Origin of the sequence: Streptomyces sp. Wb2n-11, from assembly GCF_001049855.1 — a bacterium.
GTDB lineage: Bacteria > Actinomycetota > Actinomycetes > Streptomycetales > Streptomycetaceae > Streptomyces > Streptomyces altiplanensis.
The window spans coordinates 6,763,043-6,784,386 of the sequence record NZ_CVPB01000001.1; the positions used below are offsets into that span (position 1 = coordinate 6,763,043).

9 protein-coding genes are annotated in these 21,344 nt (G+C 73.8%); 8 read left to right on the forward strand and 1 reads right to left on the reverse strand.

The genetic code is table 11. The features are described from left to right. The first annotated feature begins 56 nt into the window (after positions 1–56). Genes BN1555_RS30940 through BN1555_RS30975 form a run of 8 tightly spaced genes read left to right on the forward strand, consistent with a single transcriptional unit; the run spans position 57 to position 20,442 of the window. Complete coding sequence (locus BN1555_RS30940; protein WP_093802449.1) at positions 57–641, forward strand: cytochrome P450 family protein; 585 nt, start codon at positions 57–59, stop codon at positions 639–641. After that, positions 638–1,339 (forward strand): cytochrome P450, encoded by a 702-nt coding sequence (locus tag BN1555_RS30945; RefSeq protein ID WP_093802450.1) that lies wholly within the window; start codon positions 638–640, stop codon positions 1,337–1,339. The genes BN1555_RS30940 and BN1555_RS30945 overlap by 4 nt, the downstream gene beginning before the upstream one ends. Continuing rightward, positions 1,339–2,517 (forward strand): class I SAM-dependent methyltransferase, encoded by a 1,179-nt coding sequence (locus tag BN1555_RS30950; protein ID WP_093802451.1) that lies wholly within the window; start codon positions 1,339–1,341, stop codon positions 2,515–2,517. Before BN1555_RS30945 ends, BN1555_RS30950 begins: the two co-directional genes overlap by 1 nt. Positions 2,518–2,549: 32 nt before the next feature. Continuing rightward, positions 2,550–3,419, forward strand: a complete 870-nt coding sequence (locus BN1555_RS30955) for a hypothetical protein (protein ID WP_093802452.1) — start codon at positions 2,550–2,552, stop codon at positions 3,417–3,419. Between the two features lie 47 nt (positions 3,420–3,466). Further along, complete coding sequence (locus BN1555_RS30960; RefSeq protein ID WP_093802453.1) at positions 3,467–4,285, forward strand: DUF6039 family protein; 819 nt, start codon at positions 3,467–3,469, stop codon at positions 4,283–4,285. Between the two features lie 26 nt (positions 4,286–4,311). Next, positions 4,312–6,687, forward strand: a complete 2,376-nt coding sequence (gene fabD, locus BN1555_RS30965; protein WP_093802454.1) for an ACP S-malonyltransferase — start codon at positions 4,312–4,314, stop codon at positions 6,685–6,687. A gap of 1 nt (position 6,688) precedes the next feature. Beyond that, positions 6,689–19,495, forward strand: coding sequence for a non-ribosomal peptide synthetase (locus BN1555_RS30970; RefSeq protein WP_176710185.1), 12,807 nt, complete (start codon positions 6,689–6,691; stop codon positions 19,493–19,495). Continuing rightward, complete coding sequence (locus BN1555_RS30975; protein WP_093802458.1) at positions 19,492–20,442, forward strand: TauD/TfdA family dioxygenase; 951 nt, start codon at positions 19,492–19,494, stop codon at positions 20,440–20,442. The genes BN1555_RS30970 and BN1555_RS30975 overlap by 4 nt, the downstream gene beginning before the upstream one ends. Here the strand turns inward: BN1555_RS30975 and BN1555_RS30980 are convergent. Next, positions 20,429–21,340: a GHMP family kinase ATP-binding protein gene (locus tag BN1555_RS30980; protein WP_255306274.1), complete on the reverse strand. Its 912-nt coding sequence runs from the start codon at positions 21,338–21,340 to the stop codon at positions 20,429–20,431. The genes BN1555_RS30975 and BN1555_RS30980 overlap by 14 nt on opposite strands. Between the last annotated feature and the right edge of the window lie 4 nt (positions 21,341–21,344).

Consider the following 21,344-nt stretch of genomic DNA (forward strand, 5'->3'; position numbering starts at 1 on the left):
GGCCGGGGCGCCGACGGGACGATGGCAGCAGTCAGCCAGCGACCCAAGGAGCGCCCATGGATCAGCCGTCCCCGGCCGTCACCCCCGACGAGCGGCCCGTGCGGGTACTGTCCACCGGATCGGAGGCCGACCCGTACGCGCTGTACGGCGAAATGCGCGACGAGGGGATCGTGCACCTCGTACGGGAACCGAACGGCCTCCACCGGTGGCTCGTCCTCGGCTACGCCGAAGCCCGCGAGATCTTCGCCGACGCCCGCTTCTCCAAGGACCCCACGCGGGCCTGGGAACAGCTGAGGGACGCCGGATACGTCACCGGTGAACCGGGCGACCGGGCCGACTACCTCTACCACGTCGCGAACACCGACCCGCCGGACCACACCCGGCTGCGCAAGCTGATCGGCAAGGCCTTCACCATGCGGCGCGTCGAGGCGATGCGGCCCCGGATCCGCGAAGTGGCCGCCGGACTCCTGGACGCGATGGAGCCGCTCGGCACCGTCGACCTGGTGGAGTCCTACTCGCATCCGCTGGCCACCGTCGTCATGTGCGAGATCCTCGGCATACCGGACATCGACCGGGCGAGTTTCCGCACCTGGGCCACCGCGATCCTCACCGCCCCGAGGGCGCGGCGGACGGCGCGATGACGAAGGCCGAGGGATACGCCGCGATGCGGGATTTCTTCACCGCTCTGATCCAGCGGAAGCGGGCCGCGGCCGGCACCGGCGACGACCGCTCCGACGTCCTCACCGCCCTGATCCACGCGACCGACGACGGGGACCGGCTCTCCGGGACGGAGCTGATCTCGACGGTCATGCTGCTGATGAGCGCGGGCCAGGAACCCACCGTCAACCTGATCAACAACGGTGTACTGGCGTTGACGGCGCACCCCGGACAACTGGCGCTCCTGAGGGAGAAGCCCGAACTCGCCGGGAGCGCCGTCGAGGAGTTCCTGCGGTACGACCCGCCGGTCCAGCTGTCCACCACCCGGGTGGCCGTCGAGGACGTCGAGGTCGCCGGGACGGTCGTGCCCGCCGGCAGCATCGTCGCCCTGTCCATCGCGGCAGCCGGACGTGACAAGGAGCAGTTCGCCGGTCCCGACCTGCTCGACATCACCAGAGCCGACAACCCGCACCTGGCCTTCGGGCACGGCATCCACCACTGCGTCGGCGCCCCGCTGGCCCGGGTGGAGGGCGAGATCGGCATCGGGATGCTCATCGAACGCTTCCCCCGGATCGGCCTCGCCTGCCCGCGCGGGGACCTGCGCTGGCGGCCCACCCGCATCATGCGCGGTCTGGTCGAACTGCCCGTCACCCTGGACACGCGCGCAGAGGCGGCGAGCTGATGGGCACCGACAGTGAAGCCCGCATCGTCGGGCAGTGGGCCGCGATCTACGACGCGGTCTACGAGAGCGCCGAGGATTCGTCCGGCGCCGACTTCGCCGGCTGGCGCAGCAGCATCACCGGTGAGAACTACTCCCCGGCCGAGACCGCCGAATGGCTGGACGGCACGGTGGACGAGATCCTGAGCCTCGGCCCGGACAGCGTCCTGGAGATCGGAGCCGGCACCGGCCTGGTCGTCGCGGGGCTCCTGCCGCACGTCGGACGGTATGTCGGTACGGACATCTCGGCGACCGCGGTCGCCCGCATGACCAGGGACCACGGGCCCCACCCGGGCACCGAGTTCCGCGTCGGGGACGCCGACGCCCCCGACCTGCCCGACGGGTTCGACGTCGTGGTCCTCAACTCGGTGATCCACCACTTCCCCGGGCCCGGCTACCTGCGCCGCGCCCTGGAACGCGCCGTGAAGGCCTGCGCCGTCGGCGGCACCGTCTTCGTCGGCGACGTGCACAGCCTCCCGCTGCGCGAGGCCCTGCGCCTGTGCGTACTCGCCGGCAGGTCCCCCGGGGAGACGACCGCGGGCCGGGTCCGTGAACTGCTGGCCGAACAGGCCGCACAGGAGCGGGAACTCGTCATAGAGCCGGCGTTCTTCCCCGCCTTCGCCGCCGAGCACGGGCTGGTGGCCGACATGCGGCTCAAACCCGGGGTGTGCGCCACGGAGATGAACCTCTTCCGCTACGACGTACGCCTGCGGCCCGCCGGCACACCCCTGATCGTCCCGGGATCCCACCGCACGGTGCCATGGGACGGGCGGACGGCGGCCCGGCTCGTGGCCGATGCGGCAGGGAAGGGCGGGGCGGTCACCGTCACCGGCCTCCTCCATCCCGATCTCGCCCCGCCGGTCACCGCCCTGGGCGAACTGCGCGGCCTCGACGCCGTCGCGCGTGTGGACGTCGGCGCGCTGCTGGACGGCGCGCACGCGGCGGGGGAGGGCGGCGTTCGCCCCGGCGAACTGCGTGCGCTCGCCGCCGCGAACGGACTGGCCTGCTACTGCCTGCCGGCGGCGCGGGAGTCGGCCCGGTACGACGCCGTGCTGGCCCCCGAGGGGGCCGCTTCCGGGCCGGCGGCCGAGGCGGCCCCCCTCTCCGGCCGGGAACTGACCAACGTCCCCCGTCTCCAGTGACACCGCACGTACACCCGAGGAGTGACAACAGCATGGCACCCCAGGAAGAAACCGCCGCTCCGGCGCCCGCCGCGCACAACGTGCTGAAGAACGTAGACGGAGCCGATATCGTCCTGGCGGCCGATTTCGGCACAGCGGGCCGCCCCTCCGCGACGTTCACGGAACTCGTCGCCCAGCTTTCCTCTCCCTTCACCTTCTGGGAGACGATGCCGCCCCCGCACGGGGAAGAGGCCGGAATGAGCGCCGCCCAGCACGTCGAACGCTGGATACGAGACGTGGAGAAAAGCGGCCGGACGGTCCGCGCGGTCATCGGATTCTGCAGCGGAAGCGTCTACGCCGCCGCGCTGGTCGAGGAATTGGCACGCCGGCAGGAAAAGCCGGGACTCATTCTCATCGACCCCGACCTCGCCGAGCGCCACATGGTCATCGGACACTACGAGCGTTTCATGACGGCCCGCCTCTCGTCGGTGCTGCCTGCGCACGAGGTCGAAGCCGCCGTACGGGCCGGCCACGACGCCGACGAGTCGGCCGCCACCGCGCTCGAACTCGCCGCCGAGCTGGGAAAACTCTGCCTGCGCATCCTGCCCGACGCCTGTGAGCGCGGCGGCATGACCGGTGAACGCAGCCAGGAACTGGCCGAAATCTTCACCAGCTACCTGCACTGGCTCGCAGCGGGCAGCGAACTCGACGCCCGGCGGGTGTGGCGTGAGGCGACGGCCGTCAACTCGCGGTCGGAGGGTTTCGGGCTCGACGCCTTCCCCGAGGAGGAACGCGCCGGCCTCGTCGCCCGGGTCGTCGATTTCGACCTCCCGCACCTGGAACTCATGCGCACCCCCGAGGTGGCCGCACTCGTCGACGGGCTGCTCCAAACTGAGCAGCCCGCCGAGGGGTCTCTGTCCTAGCGTTCCAGAAAAGCGGACAAGAACGAACGGAAGGAATCCGGCTGCTGATGAGTACCTCGAACGCATCACCCGCAGAGAATGAAGAACGACGCGCCCAGATCGTGCCACCCGCCGCTCACCAGACGGAAATCGACGCGACCGGTCTGCTGCATTCCCAGAATGCCGGGGTGGTGGTCCAGAAGGTCGGGCAGCTCAAGTCGGAATACCGCAACGAGGGCCGGATGTTCGCCCGCGAGGTGGCGAAACACGTCAACGCCCAGCAGGTGGGAAAGGCCACTGCCTTCGTCTACGAGGAGAGCTTCGGCTACGAGGACCGGATCCACTTCCTCATCCACCTGAAGTCCCTGGACACCTACTACGACATGGTCGAGATGGGCGACCGGGACCGGGCGTTCCGCGAGTCCATCGCCAAGGAACGCGTCCAGGCGGAGGGGGACGGCTCCGCCGGCGCGTGGGACCGGCTGTTCGTGGACGGCAGCGTCCGCTCGAACGTCCTCCTGCCCTGGGCGGACCGCGCCGAGGAGCCGCTGAACTCCGCCAACGCCGGTATCGTGCTCCTGCGTTCGGCCAGGATCGGCCACGGATTCCTCGCCGAGGGCCGAGAGGCCGCCACGGAGATCGCCCGGACCGTGAACAAGCGGTTCACCGGTGAGGCGTCCGCGGCCCTCTTCGACGAGGCGTTCGGGGACGCCGACCGCGTGCACTGGTTGCTGCACCTGAAGGACCTCACCGTCTACGGCCGGCTGCGCGAGGCGCTCACCGCCGAGGCCCGGCCCGGCACGTTCGTCGACGGCACGCTGATCGAGACCGCCCTCACGCCCCACCACTGGGGCCTGTACGCCACACGGCAGCAGCAGTCCCGTTAGACCCCCGGACCAGCGGAGGTGGCACGATGACCGTGGTGTGGGCGTTCCCCGGCCAAGGGGCGCAGCGGGTGGGCATGGGGGCCGAGGTCCTCGACCGCTACCCCGAACTGGTCGGGCAGGCCGACCAGATCCTCGGGTACCCGATCCGGGAGGTGTGCCTGCACGGTGCCGCGCCCGGGCTGAAGGACACCCGGTCGGTGCAGCCGGCGCTGTTCGTGGTCAACGCGCTCAGCTGGCTCGCCCTGCGGGAGGAGCGTCCGGCCCCCGACTATCTCGCGGGCCACAGTCTGGGCGAGTACGTCGCGCTGTTCGCCGCCGGGTGCTTCGACTTCGCCACGGGGGTCCGGCTCGTACGGCGGCGCGGTGAACTGATGGGCCGCGCCGAGGGCGGGGGCATGCTCGCCGTTCTCGGCGCCGACCCCGACCGGCTCACCGGCCTGCTGCTCGACGCGGGCATCGACGACGTCGACCCGGCCAACCGGAACTCGGCGAGCCAGGTGGTGCTCGCCGGGCCGCGCGACTCGCTGGACCGGGCGGCCCGGGCGGTACGGGACGCCCGGCTGGGACGGTGTGTCCCGCTCCAGGTCAGCGCACCCTTCCACTCCCGCTACATGACCGCGGCGGCTGCCGAGTACGACTCCTTCCTCGCGACGGAGGATCTCGCCGACCCGCGGATCCCGGTCATCGCCAATGTCACCGCGCGGCCCTATCCGCCGGGCCGTGTCCGGGAACTGCTGGCCCGTCAGGTGTCGTCGCCGGTGCGGTGGTGGGAGAGCATGAGCCACCTCGTCGAGGCGGGTGTGGGCGAGTTCACCGAGGTGGGCCCCGGCCGGGTCCTGACCGACCTGTGGACGGCGATCGTCAAGCACCCCGCCCCGCGCGCCCCGGCCACGGCTCCGTCGGCGGCTGTGCCCGTGCCCGTACCGGTGCCGGACCCCGCGTCCGCGTCCGGCGGCCCCGGAGCGGTCGCCGCACCCGAACCCGTATTCGCACCCGCGCCCACGCCTGCGCTCACGCCCACGCCCGCATCCGCGGCCGTGCAGGCCGGGCGGCTCGGGTCCGCGGAGTTCCGGGCCGACTACCGTCTGCGGCACGCGTACGTGGCCGGCTCGATGTACAAGGGCATCGCCTCCACCGACCTCGTGGTCCGTATGGGCCGCGCCGGGCTCATGGGTTTCTTCGGCTCCGGTGGCCTGACCGCCGGCGAGATCGACGCCGCGATCCGGGACATCGGCGACCGGCTGGGGCCGGACGGGGTTTTCGGCGTCAACCTGCTGGCCACGCCCGACACCCCGGCCGCGGAGCGTGAACTCGTCGAACTGCTCCTCGAACACGACGTCCGCCATGCCGAGGCCGCCGCGTTCACCGGGGTCACCGCGCCCGTCGTGCGCTTCCGCTTCGCCGGAGCGCACCGGGCGCCCGACGGCACCCCCACCGCCGTACGACATGTGCTGGCCAAGGTCTCGCGGCCCGAGGTCGCGACCGCGTTCATGAGCCCGCCGCCCCGCAGGCTGCTGGACTCGCTCGTCGCCGAGGGCGGCCTGAGCGCCGCCGAGGCCGAGATCGCGGCCGGGCTGCCGGTGGCCGGGGACATCTGCGTGGAGGCCGACTCGGGCGGCCACACCGACGCGGGCAGCCCCTACGCGCTCATGCCGGCCATGCTCCGGCTGCGGGACCGGATCATGGCGGAGCACCGCTATCCCCGCTCCGTGCGGGTGGGCGCGGCCGGAGGGCTCGGCGCGCCGGAGGCGGTCGCCGCGGCCTTCGTGCTCGGCGCCGACTTCGTGGTCACCGGTTCGGTCAACCAGTGCTCCCCGGAGGCCGGCACCTCCGACGCCGTCAAGGACCTGCTGGCGACCCTCGACGTGCAGGACACCGCCTACGCGCCGGCCGGTGACATGTTCGAACTGGGCGCCCGCGTCCAAGTGGTGCGCAAGGGAACCCTGTTCGCCGCACGGGCCAACAAACTGCACCAGCTGTACCGCCGGTTCGAGAGCCTCGAAGAGATCGACGAGCCGACCCGCAGGACCCTCGAGGACCGCTACTTCCACCGCTCGTTCGACGACATCTGGGCCGAGACCCGCGGCTATCTGGGCCGCCTGCGCCCCGACGATCTGGCCCGGGCGGAGCGCAGCCCGAAGGCCAGGATGGCCCAGGTCTTCCGCTGGTACTTCGTGCACTCCACCCGGGCGGCCCTGGAGGGCGTGCGGGAGGAACAGGTCAACTACCAGATCCACTGCGGGCCGGCCCTGGGCGCCTTCAACCGCCTGGTCGCCGGCACCCCGCTGGAGGCGTGGCGCGACCGCCATGTCGACACCATCGCAGAGCTGCTGATGACCGGCGCCGCCGAACTGCTCGACGGTTCCCTGCGCGCCTGGTCCCTTGCCACTCCGGGAGACTGACGTGAGGGAAGACGAACTGGCCGAACGGCTGCTGCGCGTCCTCGCGGAGGTGATCCCCGGCCAGGACCCCGGCGCGGACCCGGCCCGGCCCCCCGCGCCGGCCCTCGGACCGGACCTCGCGCTGCGCGGGCTGGGCCTGGAGTCCCTGGCACTGACCCGCCTGTGGTTCCGGCTCCGCCAGGAGTTCGGGGTGGACATACCGGTCTCCTGGCTGCGTACCTGCGAGACCCCCGCCGAGCTGCAGGAAAGGATCACGGAAGAGGCCGCCGCCGGGGCCGGCCCGGCCGAGCCCGGCCACCCCGCCGCCGAAGCCGGACCGCCCGCGGCAGACGGCGGAGCCGGTGACCGGTACGCGCCGTTCCCCCTCACCGACCTCCAGCAGGCGTACCTCGTCGCCAAGGACCCGCAGCTCGGCGACGACACGATCGGCTGCCACGTCTACCGCGAGTTCGAGGTGGCCGGCCTCGACGTGGTGGCGCTCCAGGACGCCTGGCACCGGGTCGTACGGCACCACGACATGCTGCGAGCGGTCATCACCCCGGACGGCCGCCAGCGCGTCCAGGAGCCGGAGAGCGTCGAGCAGGCCCCGCTCGCCGTGGGCGGCATCGCCGCGGCCCCCGAGGTCCGCACACGCCTCTCGCACCGCCGGTACGCGCCCGGAGACTGGCCCATGCACACGGTGGAGGTCTCGCACGATCCGGGCGGGCGGTCCCTCGTCCACCTCAGCATCGACGTCCTGCTCACCGACGGCCACGGCCTCGGTGTCATCCTCGACGACTGGTGGCGCTGCTACCGGGACCCGGCCCATGAACCGGCCGCCCCGGCCCTGACCGTACGGGACTGTGTGCTGGACCTCGCCGCCCAGCAGCGCACCCCCGCCCACCGCGCGCACCTCGACCACTGGACCGAGCGGCTCGCGGGATTGCCGGACGGTCCGCCGGTGACCGGCGACCCGGTCCGCGGGCCGGTCGTACGCACCGCGCTCGACGGACGCGTCGGCCGTGCGCAGTGGCAGGCGATCGGGCGGCTGGCCGCCGACTGGGAGGTGTCACCTACCGCGTTGGTGCTCACCGTGTTCGCCGAGGCCTTCGGCCGGCAGCGCCACGCCGGACCGCTGTCGCTGGTGCTCACCACCAATCACCGCTCCCGGCTGCCCGCCGAGGCGGAGGACCTGGTCGGCCCCTTCACCTCCAGTCTCGTGCTGCCGCTGCCGAACACCCTCGACGATCCGCTGCGCGAAGCCGCGCGGGACGTCCACGGAAGGCTCTGGGAAGGGCTGGACCACGCCGCCGTCTCCGGCGTCCGCGCCCTGCGCGCCCTGCGGGCCGAGGACCGTACGGCACCGGTACCGAGCCTGCCCGTCGTGTTCACGAGCCTGCTCGGAACCGGCCGGCCCGGCGCCGACGGCTTCGCCGGTGACGTCACCTTCGCCATGAGCCAGACGTCCGGTGTCGCCCTCGACCACCAGATGTGGGAGCGGGACGGCGAACTCCGCATCCGCTGGGACGTCGTGACCGGACGCTTCGCCCCCGGTGAGGCGGACGACCTGTTCGCGGGCTTCCTCAACTCGCTGCACGCGCTGAGCGACCGGCCCGCCGTGCACCGTGCGATGAACGAACTGCAGCAGGCCTACTTCGTCCCCCGGGCCATCACCCCGCCGGGGGAGTGGGACGGCTGCCAGGTCTACCACTCCTTCGACGTCGACGACCTCGACCCGCGGCGTCTCGCCACGGCCTGGCAGCGTCTGATCGCCGCGTACGACGTCCTGCGGACCGTCGTCACCCACGACGGCCGGCTCGCCGTCTCCCCCCATGTACCGGACCACGTCGCCGTCCCCCTCCAGGACCTCACCGGTGCCGACGACGCCGAGGAACGCCTGGCCACCCTGCGGCAGCGCATGGCCGGCCGGGCGTTCCCGCTGGGCAGGGGCCCGCACTGGGACCTGAAGGCCACCCTCCGCTCAGGCCGCGCCACCGTCCACCTCACGACCGACCTGACCGTGCTCGACGGGCGCAGCATCCACTTCCTCGTACGTGAGCTCTTCCGCCTCTACGCCGAGCCCGACGCCGTGCCCGTCCCGCCCGCCCCCCGTACCGAGTACGAGGCCGCGCAGAAGGAACTCCGCGGCACTCCCCGGCAACAGGAGCAGCTCGGCCACTGGCGCCGGCGGGTCGCGGCGCTGCACCCCGGGCCCGCCGTGGAGCCCGCGGGCCGTGACCGTGCCCGCCGCCGCCTCGAAGGCACGGTCACCGGCTGGCGCGCCGTACGCAGGCGGGCGGAGGAGGCGGGCCTGAGCCCCGACGACCTGCTCGCGGCCGCCTGCGCCGAGGCACTCGCCGAGCACTACCCGGTCCCCTTCAGCCTGCCCGTGGTGCGCTGGACCGAGCAGTCGGCGCGCTACCGGCCCGGTGAGTTCACGGCGCTCAGCTGGGTGACCCGCGAGGACCGCGACCTCGGGCTGTGGGAGCAGGCGGCCGCGTTCCGCCAGGTCCTGAGCGGGGACCTCGGCGCCGACGACGTGAGCGGCCTGGGCGAACTGCGCCGCCGCGTGATGCGGGAACGGCGTGACGGCTCCTTCGAACTGCCGGTCGTCTACACCGGTCTGCTGGACCTCTCCGCGCAGCAGCTCCCGGACGGCGCACGCCTGGGACCGTGGCTTACCTGCACGCCGGACGTCGCCCTGGACTGCATCGCGATCGACGAGGGCGACATGCTGCGGTTCTACTGGGACGCCACCGTCTCCCGGTTCCCCGAAGGGCGCCTGGAGGCCATGTTCGCCCGCTACCGCCGGACTTTGGAGAGCCTGACCGCGCACCCCGCCCACGGCCACGGGACCGACATCCCGTTCCCCGCCGGCCGCCGGGCCCACACCCTGTTCGAGGAGCAGGCGGCGGAGCGCCCCGACGCGATCGCCGTACGCTGGGCCGGCGGCACCATGACGTACGGCGAACTGAACCGCTGGGCCAACCGGATCGCCTGGTCCCTGCGGGAGCGGGGCGTGGGCCCGGGCACCCCGGTGGGCATCAGCGTGCACCGCGGCCCCGCGATGGCCGCCGCCGTCCACGGGGTGCTCAAGGCCGGCGGGTTCTACGTCCCGCTCGAACCGTCCCTGCCCCGGGCCCGCGCGGCGGCGATCATCGACGAGGCGCGGGTCGAGACCGTGCTCGGCGACGAGCGCGGCGGCGTCCCGGTACCGGACGGCGTCACCCTGCTCCCCGTCGGGGCCCCCGGCCGGCCCGAGCACGACCCGGAGCCGGCAGGCTCCGTCGACGACCTCGCCTACGTCATCTACACCTCCGGCAGCACCGGCGCGCCCAAGGGCGTCGAGGTCTCCCACCGGCCGCTGCTCAACCTGCTGAACTGGTGCCGGCGCACCCACGGGTTCGGACCCGAGGACGTCGGGCTGTGCGTGACCTCGCTCGGCTTCGACCTCTCCGTCTTCGACATCCTGGGCCTGCTCGGACACGGTGCCTCGCTCTACATCGCCGACGAGGCCGAACAGCACGACCCGCATCTGCTGCTCGACGTACTGCTGCGCGAACCGGTGACCTTCTGGAACTCGGCCCCCACCACGCTGGGGCAGCTGGCCCCGCTGTTCCCCGGCCGGAAGGGGGAGCCCGGCACGGAGACCCTGAGGCTGGTCTACCTCAGCGGCGACTACACGCCGCTGCCGCTGCCGGACGAGGTGCGCGCCCTGTTCCCCGGGGCCCGGATCGTCAGCCTCGGCGGAGCGACCGAGGCGACGGTGTGGTCGAACTGGTTCGAGATCGGCGAAGTCGACCCGTCCTGGCGGAGCATCCCCTACGGACGGCCCATCGACAACGCCCGCTACTACATCCTCGACGAGGGCCTGCGGCCGTGCCCGGCGGGTGTGGAGGGCGACCTGTTCATCGGGGGCGACTGCCTGAGCCTCGGCTACCACCGGCGGCCCGAGCTCACCGCGGAACGGTTCGTCGACGACCCGTTCCACGAACGCGCCGGCGCCCGCATGTACCGCACCGGTGACCGGGCGAGCTTCTTCCCCGACGGGGTGATCTCGTTCCACGGGCGCGCGGACGACCAGGTCAAGATCCGCGGTTTCCGCGTCGAACTCGCCGAGGTGGAGCACGGGTTGCGCAGCCACCCGGGCGTCAGGGACGCCGTCGTGCTGGCCCGCCCCGACCGTACCGGGGACCGCAAGCTGGTCGCCTACCTGGTCCCGGCCGACACGGGCCCGGCCCCGGCCGTCGGCGCACTGCGGCGGCACGCCGCGAAGACGCTGCCCGACTACATGGTCCCCAACGTGGTGGCGTTCGTGGACACCTTCCCCGCCACCTCCAACGGCAAGCTGGACCGCGACGCGCTGCCGTGGCCGGTGGAACCGGGCACCTTCCACACCATGGCTCCCGCCCCGGGGCAGGGGAACGGCGCGGCGGAACCGGAAGCGGCGGAGACACCGGACCACGAGTCCGCCGCCGGCAGCGGGCCCGGCGGGCCGGACGCGGCGCAGCTCACCGGCGAACTCGCCGAAATCTTCGCCGGCCTGCTGGACATGTCCGCCGTCGACACCACGGCCGACATCTGGGACCAGGGCGCGACCTCGTTCACGATGGTCCAGGTCTCAGGCGTCCTCCAGGAGCGGTACGGGTGGCGTGTGCCGGTCTCCGCGCTGCTCACGGACCCCACCGTGGCCGGAATGGCCGAGGCGGTGGCGCGAGCGGCCGACGCCGCCGAAGCACCGCGCCGGGCACCGGAAGCGGGCCGGCCGCCCCGGCCCACCGCCACGGCCGGCTCCGGCCCGGTGGCCGTGCCCGATTCCGCGGCAGGCTCCGGCTCCGCGGCAGGCTCCGGCTCCGTGGCAGGCTCCGGCTCCGCGGCCGGGTCCGGTCCGGCGCCGCTGTCTGCCCCGGAGACCGGTGCCGCTCCCGCGCCGGTGGTGCACGAGGCCCCTTCCGTACCGGTCATGAGCGGTGACGCCGGGGCACGGCATCCGCGGGCCGGGGCCGAGGGGCCCGGCGAGGTGGACTTCTTCTCCGCCGAGGAGCGCACCGCCTTCAAACAGGCCCGGTGGGACCTCAGACGTCCCGCGGCCGGCAGCCCGGTGGTCGGCCTGGGCGCGGCGGACGTGGCCGAGCAGCACTTCCTCCGGAGGCGGAGCCGACGGGAGTTCGGCGGCGGACCCGTGCCGCACGAGGACTTCGGGCGGATGCTCGGCCTGCTGTGCGAGCGGCGGGCATCCGGCCGCACCCGGCGCCTGTACCCCTCCGCCGGGGACACCTACTCGGTCCAGGTCTACGTCCACGTACGGCCCGGCGGTGTGGAAGGCATCCCCGCCGGCCTGTACTACCACCATCCTGTCGAGCACGCGCTGCACCTCGTCGACCCGTCGCCGCGACTGGACCGGTCGGTGCACTTCGTCTACAACCGGCCGGTGTTCGACGGCGCGGCCTTCGAGCTCTACCTCTTCGGCACGGCCGACGCCGTCGAGCCGCTGTACGGGGCCGACTCGGAGCGCTTCCAGCTGCTGGAGGCCGGGTACCTCGGCCAGCTCCTGCTGACGGCCCAGACGCAGACCGGTGTGGGCCTGTGCCCGATCGGCACACTCGCACTGGACGCCGTGCGCGAGCGTCTGGGACTGGGCGAACGCCATCGCTTCCTGCAGGCGTTCCTGGGCGGGCCGCTCACCGGCGACCGGGCCGGTGCGGACTCCGGCGGCCCGCTCGCGCTCTTCACGGGAACCCCGGCCGGGAACACCGTGGCCGGCCCGGGGGCCGTCCACGTCCGCGCCGACGGGGACGGTGACCGGCGGGCCGTGGTCGTCGGCGCGGCGGGACGCTTCCCCGGCGCGGACGATCTCGGCGCCTACTGGCACAACCTCAGCCGTGGCGTACGTTCGCTCACCGCCGTTCCCGAGGGGCGCAGGGCGCAGTTCACCGACGCCGCGCCCGCCGGCGGCTACCTCGCCGACATCGACACCTTCGACAGCCTCCTCTTCCGGGTCGCCCCGGCGGAGGCAGCCGCGCTGGATCCGCAACTGAGGCTGCTCCTGCACACCGTCTGGGAGTGTCTCGACGACGCGGGCCACACACCGGCGTCCCTGGCCCGGGCCGGCCGGGTGGGCGTCTTCCTGGGCGCCATGTGGCAGGACTACCAGCACGTCGGTGCCGACCGTGCCAGGGCCGGCGAGCCGGCGGCCATCTCCGCCACCGCGTCGGAGTCGGCGAACAGGCTCTCCCACTTCCTCGGCTTCGAGGGGCCGAGTCTGGCCGTCGACACGTCCTGCTCCTCGTCGCTGACCGCCTTCCACCTGGCGGTGGAGAGCCTGCGCCGCGGCGAGTGCGAGTCGGCGGTGGTCGCGGCGGCCAACCTGTTCACCCACCCCTACCATGTGCGCCTGCTGGCCGACCTCGGCCTGCTGGCCGACCGGCTGCCCGCCGGGGCCTTCGACGACAGCGCGCCCGGCTGGTCGCCGGGCGAGGGCGTCGCCGCCGTCCTGCTGCGCACCGCGCCCGCCGCCGACCGCGACGGGGACACACCCGTGGCGGTGGTCGAAGCCACCCGCTCCGGCCACCTGGGCGGGGCGGGCCGGTTCGCCACCCCGCAGGCGGCCGCGCTGGAGCGGTCCGTGCGGGACACCCTCGCCGCCGCCGGCGTCGCGCCCGCCGACGTGGACTACGTGGAGTGCGCGGCTGCCGGTGCCCTGCTCGCCGACGCGGCGGAGATCGAGGCCCTGGGAGAGGTCTTCGACGATCCCTCACGCCCGGTGCCCGTGGGCACCGTCAAGCCGAACATCGGGCATCTGGAGGCGGCCGCCGGCCTGTCCCAACTCGTCAAGGTGCTGCTGCAGTTCCGCCACGGCCAGACGGCACCCACCCTGTTCGGCGGGACGGCCGGAGCCGGCTGGCCCAAGGGCCTGTGCCGTTCGGACCACCTCGCCTTCTGGCCGGGCGAGGAACCCGCGCGTGCGCTGGTCAACGCGGTGGGCGCGACCGGATCGTACGGTCATGCCCTGCTGCGTGCCGCCGTGCCGCCGCACGGCGGCACCGCCGGGGACACGGGCGAACGGTATGCCTTTCCGCTCTCCGCGCAGACCGATGCCGGACTCGCGGCACTGGCCCGACGACTGCACCAGCACCTGGAGACGGGCCGGCCGGCTCCGCGGGACGTCGCCTTCACCCTGCAGTCCGGCCGCCGCCACCTCGAACGCCGGGCCGTGGTCGAAGCCGCGACCCTCGGCGAACTGTGCGCCGCCCTGGCCGCCCTCGGCCGGGGCGAGCCGGTTCCCGCCGTCGGTGACCCGCTGCTCGGGGACTGGCTGTCCGGCGCGCGGCACCACTGGCCGCGCCCCGCCGGCGCCCGCCGTATCCCCCTCCCGAACCAGCCCTTCCGCCCTGCCCGTCACCGTCTGGACGCCGCGCCGGACGTGACGGCACCGGACGTGACGGAGTCCGTGCCGGGGCCCGCGCCCGCGGCCGCCTCCGTGCCGGGCGGGCCCGGTCCCGCCACGCTGGAGCACCTGGTCGCGGTGTACGCACAGGTGTCCGGCGTGCCCGTGGACCGGCTCGATCCCGATGCGCCGCTGGAGGACTACGGGCTCTCGTCGGCCCAGATCGTGCGGATCACCGCGCGCCTGACCGAGGACCTCGGCAGGGACGTGCCCAGCACGCTCTTCTTCGCCCACCGCACCCTGGCGGGGGTCGCGGGCGAGCTCGACGCGCCTTCCCCTTCGCCCCGTACCGCCGACGGGGCTGCCGCGCCGGCCACGGTGTCCCGTACCGCCGACGGGGCCGCGCCCCCGGCCGGAGACGGACGGATCGCGGTGGTGGGCATCGCCGGCCGCTACCCGCAGGCCGGGAACGTCGAGGAACTCTGGCAGCACCTGCTCGCCGGACGGGACCTCGTCACCCCGCTGCCCGAAGGCCGCCGGGGCACCCAGCCGGTCGGCGCCGAGCCGCCGACCGGCGGATTCCTCGACGAGGTCGCGGGCTTCGACCCGCTGTTCTTCGGCATCACGCCACGCGACGCCGCCGCCATGGACCCGCAGGAGCGACTGTTCCTGCAGACCGCCTGGCACACCCTGGAGGACGCCGGCTGGACCCGGGCCGTACTGCGCGAGCGCCACGGCGGGCGGGTCGGCGTGTTCGTCGGCTCGATGTACAACGAGTACCCGTTCTACGGGCTGAACGGGCCCCGGCCGGTCGGTTCCGCGATCGCCGGGATCGCCAACCGGGTGTCCTACTTCCTTGATCTGAGCGGCCCGAGCATGACCGTGGACACCATGTGCTCGTCGTCGTTGACCGCCGTCCACCTCGCCGTGTCCGCGCTGCGCGGCGGCGAGTGCGAGGCGGCCCTCGTGGGCGGCGTCAACCTGTCCCTGCACCCCAACAAGTTCGCCGCCCTGGAGGCGTTGGGGATGGCCTCCACCGACCACCGCTGCCGCAGCTTCGGCGCGGGCGGCGACGGGTTCGTGCCGGGGGAGGGCGTGGGTGCGGTACTGCTCAAGCCGCTGGCCAGGGCCCTCGCGGACGGTGACCGGATCCACGCGGTGGTGCGCGGCACCGCCGTCAACCACGACGGCCGGACAAACGGGTACACCGTGCCCAATCCGCTGGCGCAGGCGGATCTCGTCGCCCGCGCACTGCGGGACGCCGGTGTCGACCCGGACGGGATCGGCTACGTGGAGGCGCACGGCACCGGTACGTCGCTCGGCGACCCCGTCGAGGTCGACGGCCTGCGCCGGGTGTTCGGCGACGCCCCGCGGGACGGCGGACGGCAGTGGCCCATCGGATCGGTCAAGTCGAACATCGGCCACCTGGAGGCCGCGGCCGGCATCGCCGGACTGACCAAGACGGTCCTCCAGTTCCGGCACGGCATCCTCGCGCCGTCCTTGCACGCACGGGAACTCAACCCCGGGATCGACTGGGAGAACGGCCCGTTCCGTGTGCAGCGCGAGGCCGGGCCCTGGCCGGCCGGCACACCCCGCCGGGCGGGCATCAGCTCCTTCGGGGCGGGCGGTACCAACGCGCACATCGTCGTCGAGGCCCCGCCGGAGCGTCCGGCCTCCGAGTCGGCTCCCGAAGAGGACACCGAGCCCCGGCTGATCGTGCTGTCGGCCCGGACCGAGAAGCAGCTGGACCGACTGGCCGAGCGCTGGCGGGACATGCTGCGCACCCGTCCGGCGCCGCTGGCGGACCTCGCCCGCACCGCGCAGCTCGGCCGGGAACCCATGCGTGAACGGCTGGCCGTCGTCGTACGGGACACAGCCCGGCTCGCCGATGTGCTCGACCGCCACCTCGCGGGCGACACCTCGGCCGTCGTACGGGGCCGGGCCGGCACCACGCCCGGCGCGCCCGCTTCACCGGACCTGCCGCTCGACGCCCTGGCCCGTCACTGGGCCGGCGGAGGCGACGTGGACTGGGCCCGGCTGCACCCCGGCCCGCGCCGGCCCGCCGTCGACCTGCCGGGCTACCCGTTCGCCACGGTGCACTGCTGGCCGGAGCTGCCCGCGGCGGCGGATCCCGGTGCGGCCGGGCCGCCGGACGCCGGTCGGCCGGCACCGGTCGGACACGGTCCTGACGGGGCGCCGGCCGCCGGTCCGCCCACCGCGGCCCCGGCCGCCCCCGCGGAGTCCGTGCCGCTGTACGCACGGGACTGGCAGATCGAGGCGTTCCCGGAGCCGGGGCCCGCGCCGGCCGGGACGGTGCTCTGCCTGCTCGGCGACGAACGGCCCTCTCTCGCCGCGGCCTTCGCACCCGCCGAGGTGGTGACCCTGCGTCAGGGAACCGACTTCACCGACGTGTCCACGGCCCTCGCGTGCGTGCGCCGGGTGCTGGCCCGCGGACCGGTCACCGGCTTCCTGGACCTGTGCGCGCTCGCCGAGGAACCGGCCGACGAGCACGACGCCGGCCCGTGGACGGCCCGGCTGGCGATCCTGCAACAGGTGCTCGCCGCACGCCCGGCCGACGGCCTGCGCGTCCTGACCGTCACCAGTGGCCTGTTCGCGCTGCCCGGCGTTCCGGTACGGGCCGCAGGCGCCCGGATGTCGACCTTCGTCCGGTCGCTGGGCGCCGAGTACCCCTGGGTCCGGTCGACCGTACTCGACAGCGACCGTCCCGACCGGCTCGGCGAACTCCTCGCGGTGTGGCGGGACTCGGGCCCCTACGGCGAACTCGGGCTGCGCGAGGGCCGGCGTTACCGGCCCGTCCTGGTCCCCGTGCCCGCCGGCCCGGCGTCCTGGCGGCCCGACCCCGAGCGGGTCTATCTGATCACCGGCGGCACCCGGGGCCTGGGCGCCCTCGCCGCCAGGCACCTGGCCGCCCGAGGCGCCCGCCGGCTGGCCGTGCTCGGCGTGCGGCCGCTGCCGCCTCGGCACGAGTGGAGCGGCGGGCACCTCACCGGGCCGGCCGCGGAGGCCGTGGCGAACATCCGGGAACTGGAGCGGCTCGGCGCCCGTGTCATGACCCACACCGGTCCGCTGAGCGAGCGCGGCACGCTCGCGGCGTACCTGGACGAGGTGAGGACCGCGCTCGGCCCGATCGGAGGCATCGTGCACTGCGCGGGCCGCCCCGGCAGCGGCCCCGCGCCACTGGTCCGCAAGGACATCGCCGACGTACGGCGGGTCCTCGAGCCCAAGGGCGACGGGCTGGACGCACTGCTGGAGCTGACCGCCGCGGACCCGCTGGAGTTCGTGGTGCTCTACTCCTCCGTCAGTTCCGCCGTCCCCGCCCTCTCCGCGGGCGTCGCCGACTACGCCGCCGCCAACGCCTACCTGGACCTCGTCGCACGCCACCGCAGCGGTGTCCGGGCCGTGAACTGGCCGGTGTGGCGGCAGACCGGCGGCGGCACCGGCCGACCGGACGCGGCAGCCCCGGCCGGGCTGGACGCCCTGAGCGACGTGGCCGGGCTCGCCGTCCTCGACCAGGTGCTCGACGGTCCTGCGGCCTCCGTGCTGCTGCCGTGCCCGGCCTCCGGCGGTGCCTTCGACGCGGAGGGGGCGCTGCGTGCGAACCGGCCGCCGGGAGCGCGGGCCACGGCCCGGGCCGCCGCCGTGCCGCACGATCACGGTCACGGCGCGGAGCCCGCGCCGTGGCTGGTGGAGCTGTTCGCGCGGGCGCTGCGCATCCCCGCCGCCGAACTGGAGCACGACGTCACGTTCACCGACCTCGGAGTGGAGTCGGTGCTCCTCGGCGAACTGGTCACCCGTATCGAGGAGGTGACGGACCGTCCACTGGACCCGGCAGCTCTCCTGGACCACCCGACGCTCGGGCGGCTGAACGCCCATCTGGCCGAAGCCGGCCTCACCGCGGCTGTCGCAGAAGCGGTACCCACCGCCGTCGGGCCCCCCCTCCGGCCGGCCGGGAACGGGACACCCGGTGGCCGGATCGCGGTGATCGGCACGGCCTGCCGCTTCCCCGGTGCTCCGGACCTGGACGCGTTCTGGCACCTGCTGCGCACGGGGGGCTTCGCGGTCACCGAGGTCCCCGAGGGCCGGTGGGACACCGCCGGCCTGTACCGGCCGGAACGCTCGCCCGGGTACAGCGTCAGCAAGTGGGGCGGATTCCTCGACGGGCTGGAGGACTTCGACCCCGAGTTCTTCGGCATGACGGAGCAGGAGGCCCGTGACCTCGACCCGGCGATCCGGCTGACCATGGAGACCACGGCCGCCTGCCTGCGCGACGCCGGCTACACCGACGAGGAGCTGCGCGGCCGGGACGTCGGTGTGTTCATGGGCGCGAGGATGTCGGGGTACCGGCGGCGCATCGGCCTGGAGGAATCCGCCAACGGTCTCGGTGGCGACCAGAACTTCATCGCGGCCCGGGTCGCTCACCAGTACGACTTCCGCGGCCCGGCCCTCGTCGTCGACAGCGCGTGCTCCTCGGCGCTGGTGAGCGTGCAGACGGCGGTGCGCAGTCTGCTGGCGGGGGAGTCCGCCGCCGCCCTGGCGGGCGGGGTCGAGGTGCTCCTCGACGAAGAGCCCTACCTCGAGTTCAGTGTCGCGCGGGCGCTGTCGCCACGCGGCCGGTGCGCCACCTTCGACAAGGACGCCGACGGTTTCGTACCGGGCGAGGGCTGCGGAGTGCTGCTGCTCAAGACACTGGAGCGGGCCGTCGCCGACGGGGACCGCATCCGTGCCGTGATCGACGCCGTCGCCGTGGGGAACGACGGCCGCACCATGGGCCTGACCACCCCCAACCCGGTCGCCCAGGCCCAGGTGGTGCGCACGGCGCTCGCCGGGGCCGGGGTCGGGGCCGGCGAGGTGGGACTGATCGAGGCGCACGGGACCGGCACGCTGATCGGCGACCCCATCGAACTGCGGGCGCTGACCGAGGCGTTCCGTGAGCAGACGGACCGCACCGGTTTCTGCGCGATCGGCAGCGTGAAGTCCAACATCGGGCATCTGCTGAGCGCGGCGGGGATCGCCGGTCTCGTCAAGGCGCTGCTCGCGGTCGAGTACGCCGAGATCCCGCCGACGCTGTTCTGCGAGACGCCCAACCCCCGGTTCGACTTCGCCACGTCGCCGTTCGCACCGGCGACCCGTGGACGGGAGTGGACCGGACGGCGGGTGGCCGGCGTCAGTGCCTTCGGGCTGGGCGGCACCAACGCCCACGCGATCGTCTCCGAGCCGCCCGGCGGGCCGCGCCCGGTCCGCTCACCCCTGCCGGCGCCGGTCTTCTCGCGCCGCCGGCTGTGGCGGGAGCGCCCGCCACAGCCCCGGCAGCAGGCTGTGGAGCCCGCCGGGCCGACGGCCGCCGGGCAGCCGGACACCGGACCGCTGGTGGCGTCCGTGCTCCAACTGAGCTTCCGCACCCATGGAAAGGCAGGAGTATGACCGCGTTCGCACTCGACCTCGCTTCCGGCCGGCCCCCCGTCGCCCGGGTCACGGGCGCCCCCGGCGCGACGGCCGGGCTGCGCGCGGCCGTCGACGAAGCGGTCGCCGCACACGGCGCGGTACTGCTGCGCGGATGGCGGATAGCCGACGAGGCGTCCGCCGAAGCCGCGGTCCGCGCGGTCACGTCGCAGCCGATGGCCGAGTACGAGCCGTTCGCGCCCAGGACGGAGTACCGGCCCGGACTCCACTCGTCCACCGAGTGGCCGCCGGACCAGCCCATGTGCATGCACCACGAGCTGAGCTACGCCCTGCGGGCACCGGGCAGGCAGGTCTTCGTCTGCCTGACCGCACCCGAGCACGGCGGCGCCGTCGCGCTCGCCGACGGCGCCGCCGTACTGCGGGACCTGCCCGCCGCCCTCGTGAACCGCTTCGAACGGCACGGCTGGCAGCTGCACCGCACCCACAACGGCCCCGTGGGCGTCACCTGGCAGCAGGCCTTCGCCACCGAGGACCGGGCCGGACTGGAGCTGTACTGCAAGGAGAACGGCATCAGCTGCACCTGGGGGCCCGGCGGCACGCTGCGCACCAGCCGCGTCCGGCCGGCCGTGGTGCGCCACCCCGGCTCGGGCGAACGCGTCTGGTTCAACCAGATAGCGTTCCTCAACGAATGGACCATGGACCCGGCTGTGCGCGAGTACCTGCTCTTCGAGTCCGGGCCGGACGGGCTGCCGTTCAACACGCTGTGCGGCGACGGCACTTCGCTGGACCGCGCCACCGTCGACCTGATCAACGAGGCCTACGAGGCCCACACCGTCCGCGAGCCGTGGCAGGACGGGGACGTACTCGTGGTGGACAACCTCAGGACGGCGCACAGCAGGGACCCGTACCAGGGCGAACGGCGGGTCGCCGTCGCCCTGGCCGATCCGGTGACGGTCAGTCGAAGCTGAGCGAGCGGTACAGCGACACGTCCGGGCTGATCAGGGAACAGGCCCGGACGGTCGCACCCACCTTCTCCACGTAGCCCGGGTCCGCGGTGTCCAGCAGCACCCCCAGCATGGTGCCGCTGTGCGCCGCGACCACACCGAGCGCCCCCACCTCGCGGGCGATCCGCGCCACGTCGGCCAGGGCGCGCTTGGGCCACAGCGCCTGGTTCATCTCGGCACTGCGGGTGGCGATGCCCCCGACCTCGGCCAGGTCGCGCCGGGCCACGGCCGAGGTCATCCGCTCCAGCAGGACCGCGTACTCACGGCGGTCGGCCGCGCTGAACGGCTTGGCGAGCCGGTTGAAGGCGACGGTGTCGACCGTGCCGCCCTCGTCCATGCCGACGATCGTCATGGTGGGCAGCGATCCCAGCAGCGCACGCAGTCGCACCCGGCGGTGGTCGAAAGCGACCACCCCCGGGTAGAGCACGCCGTCGGTCGGTTCGACCCGCCGCAGCAGGCCCTCCAGTCGGCGCGGCGGCAGATCCAGCCCGACGGCGTTCGCCACCGCGCGGGCCGTGGCCACCAGGTCGGCCGAGGAACTGGCCATGCCCTTGCCCTCGGGAAGGTTGCCGTCGAGGGTGAGCACCCCGCCGGGCGGGCCGCCCGCGCACTGCAGGACCATCTCGGCCATCCGGCGGGCCTTGCTCTTGGCCGGCGGGTCCACGGTGACGCCCGCCAGCTCCGGGTCGACCCGGTAGCAGGCCATGGTCCACCGGGCGACCGGCAGGGTGACGAGGAAGTCGGCGCCGGGTGCGGGGAGCCTGCCCTGCAGCAGTTCCCCGAAGGTCCCGAAGCAGGTGCTCACCCCGGTGGCGCCCCGGTACAGGACCGGGGAGCCACCGGCGGCGGGAACGCTGTCCACCCGC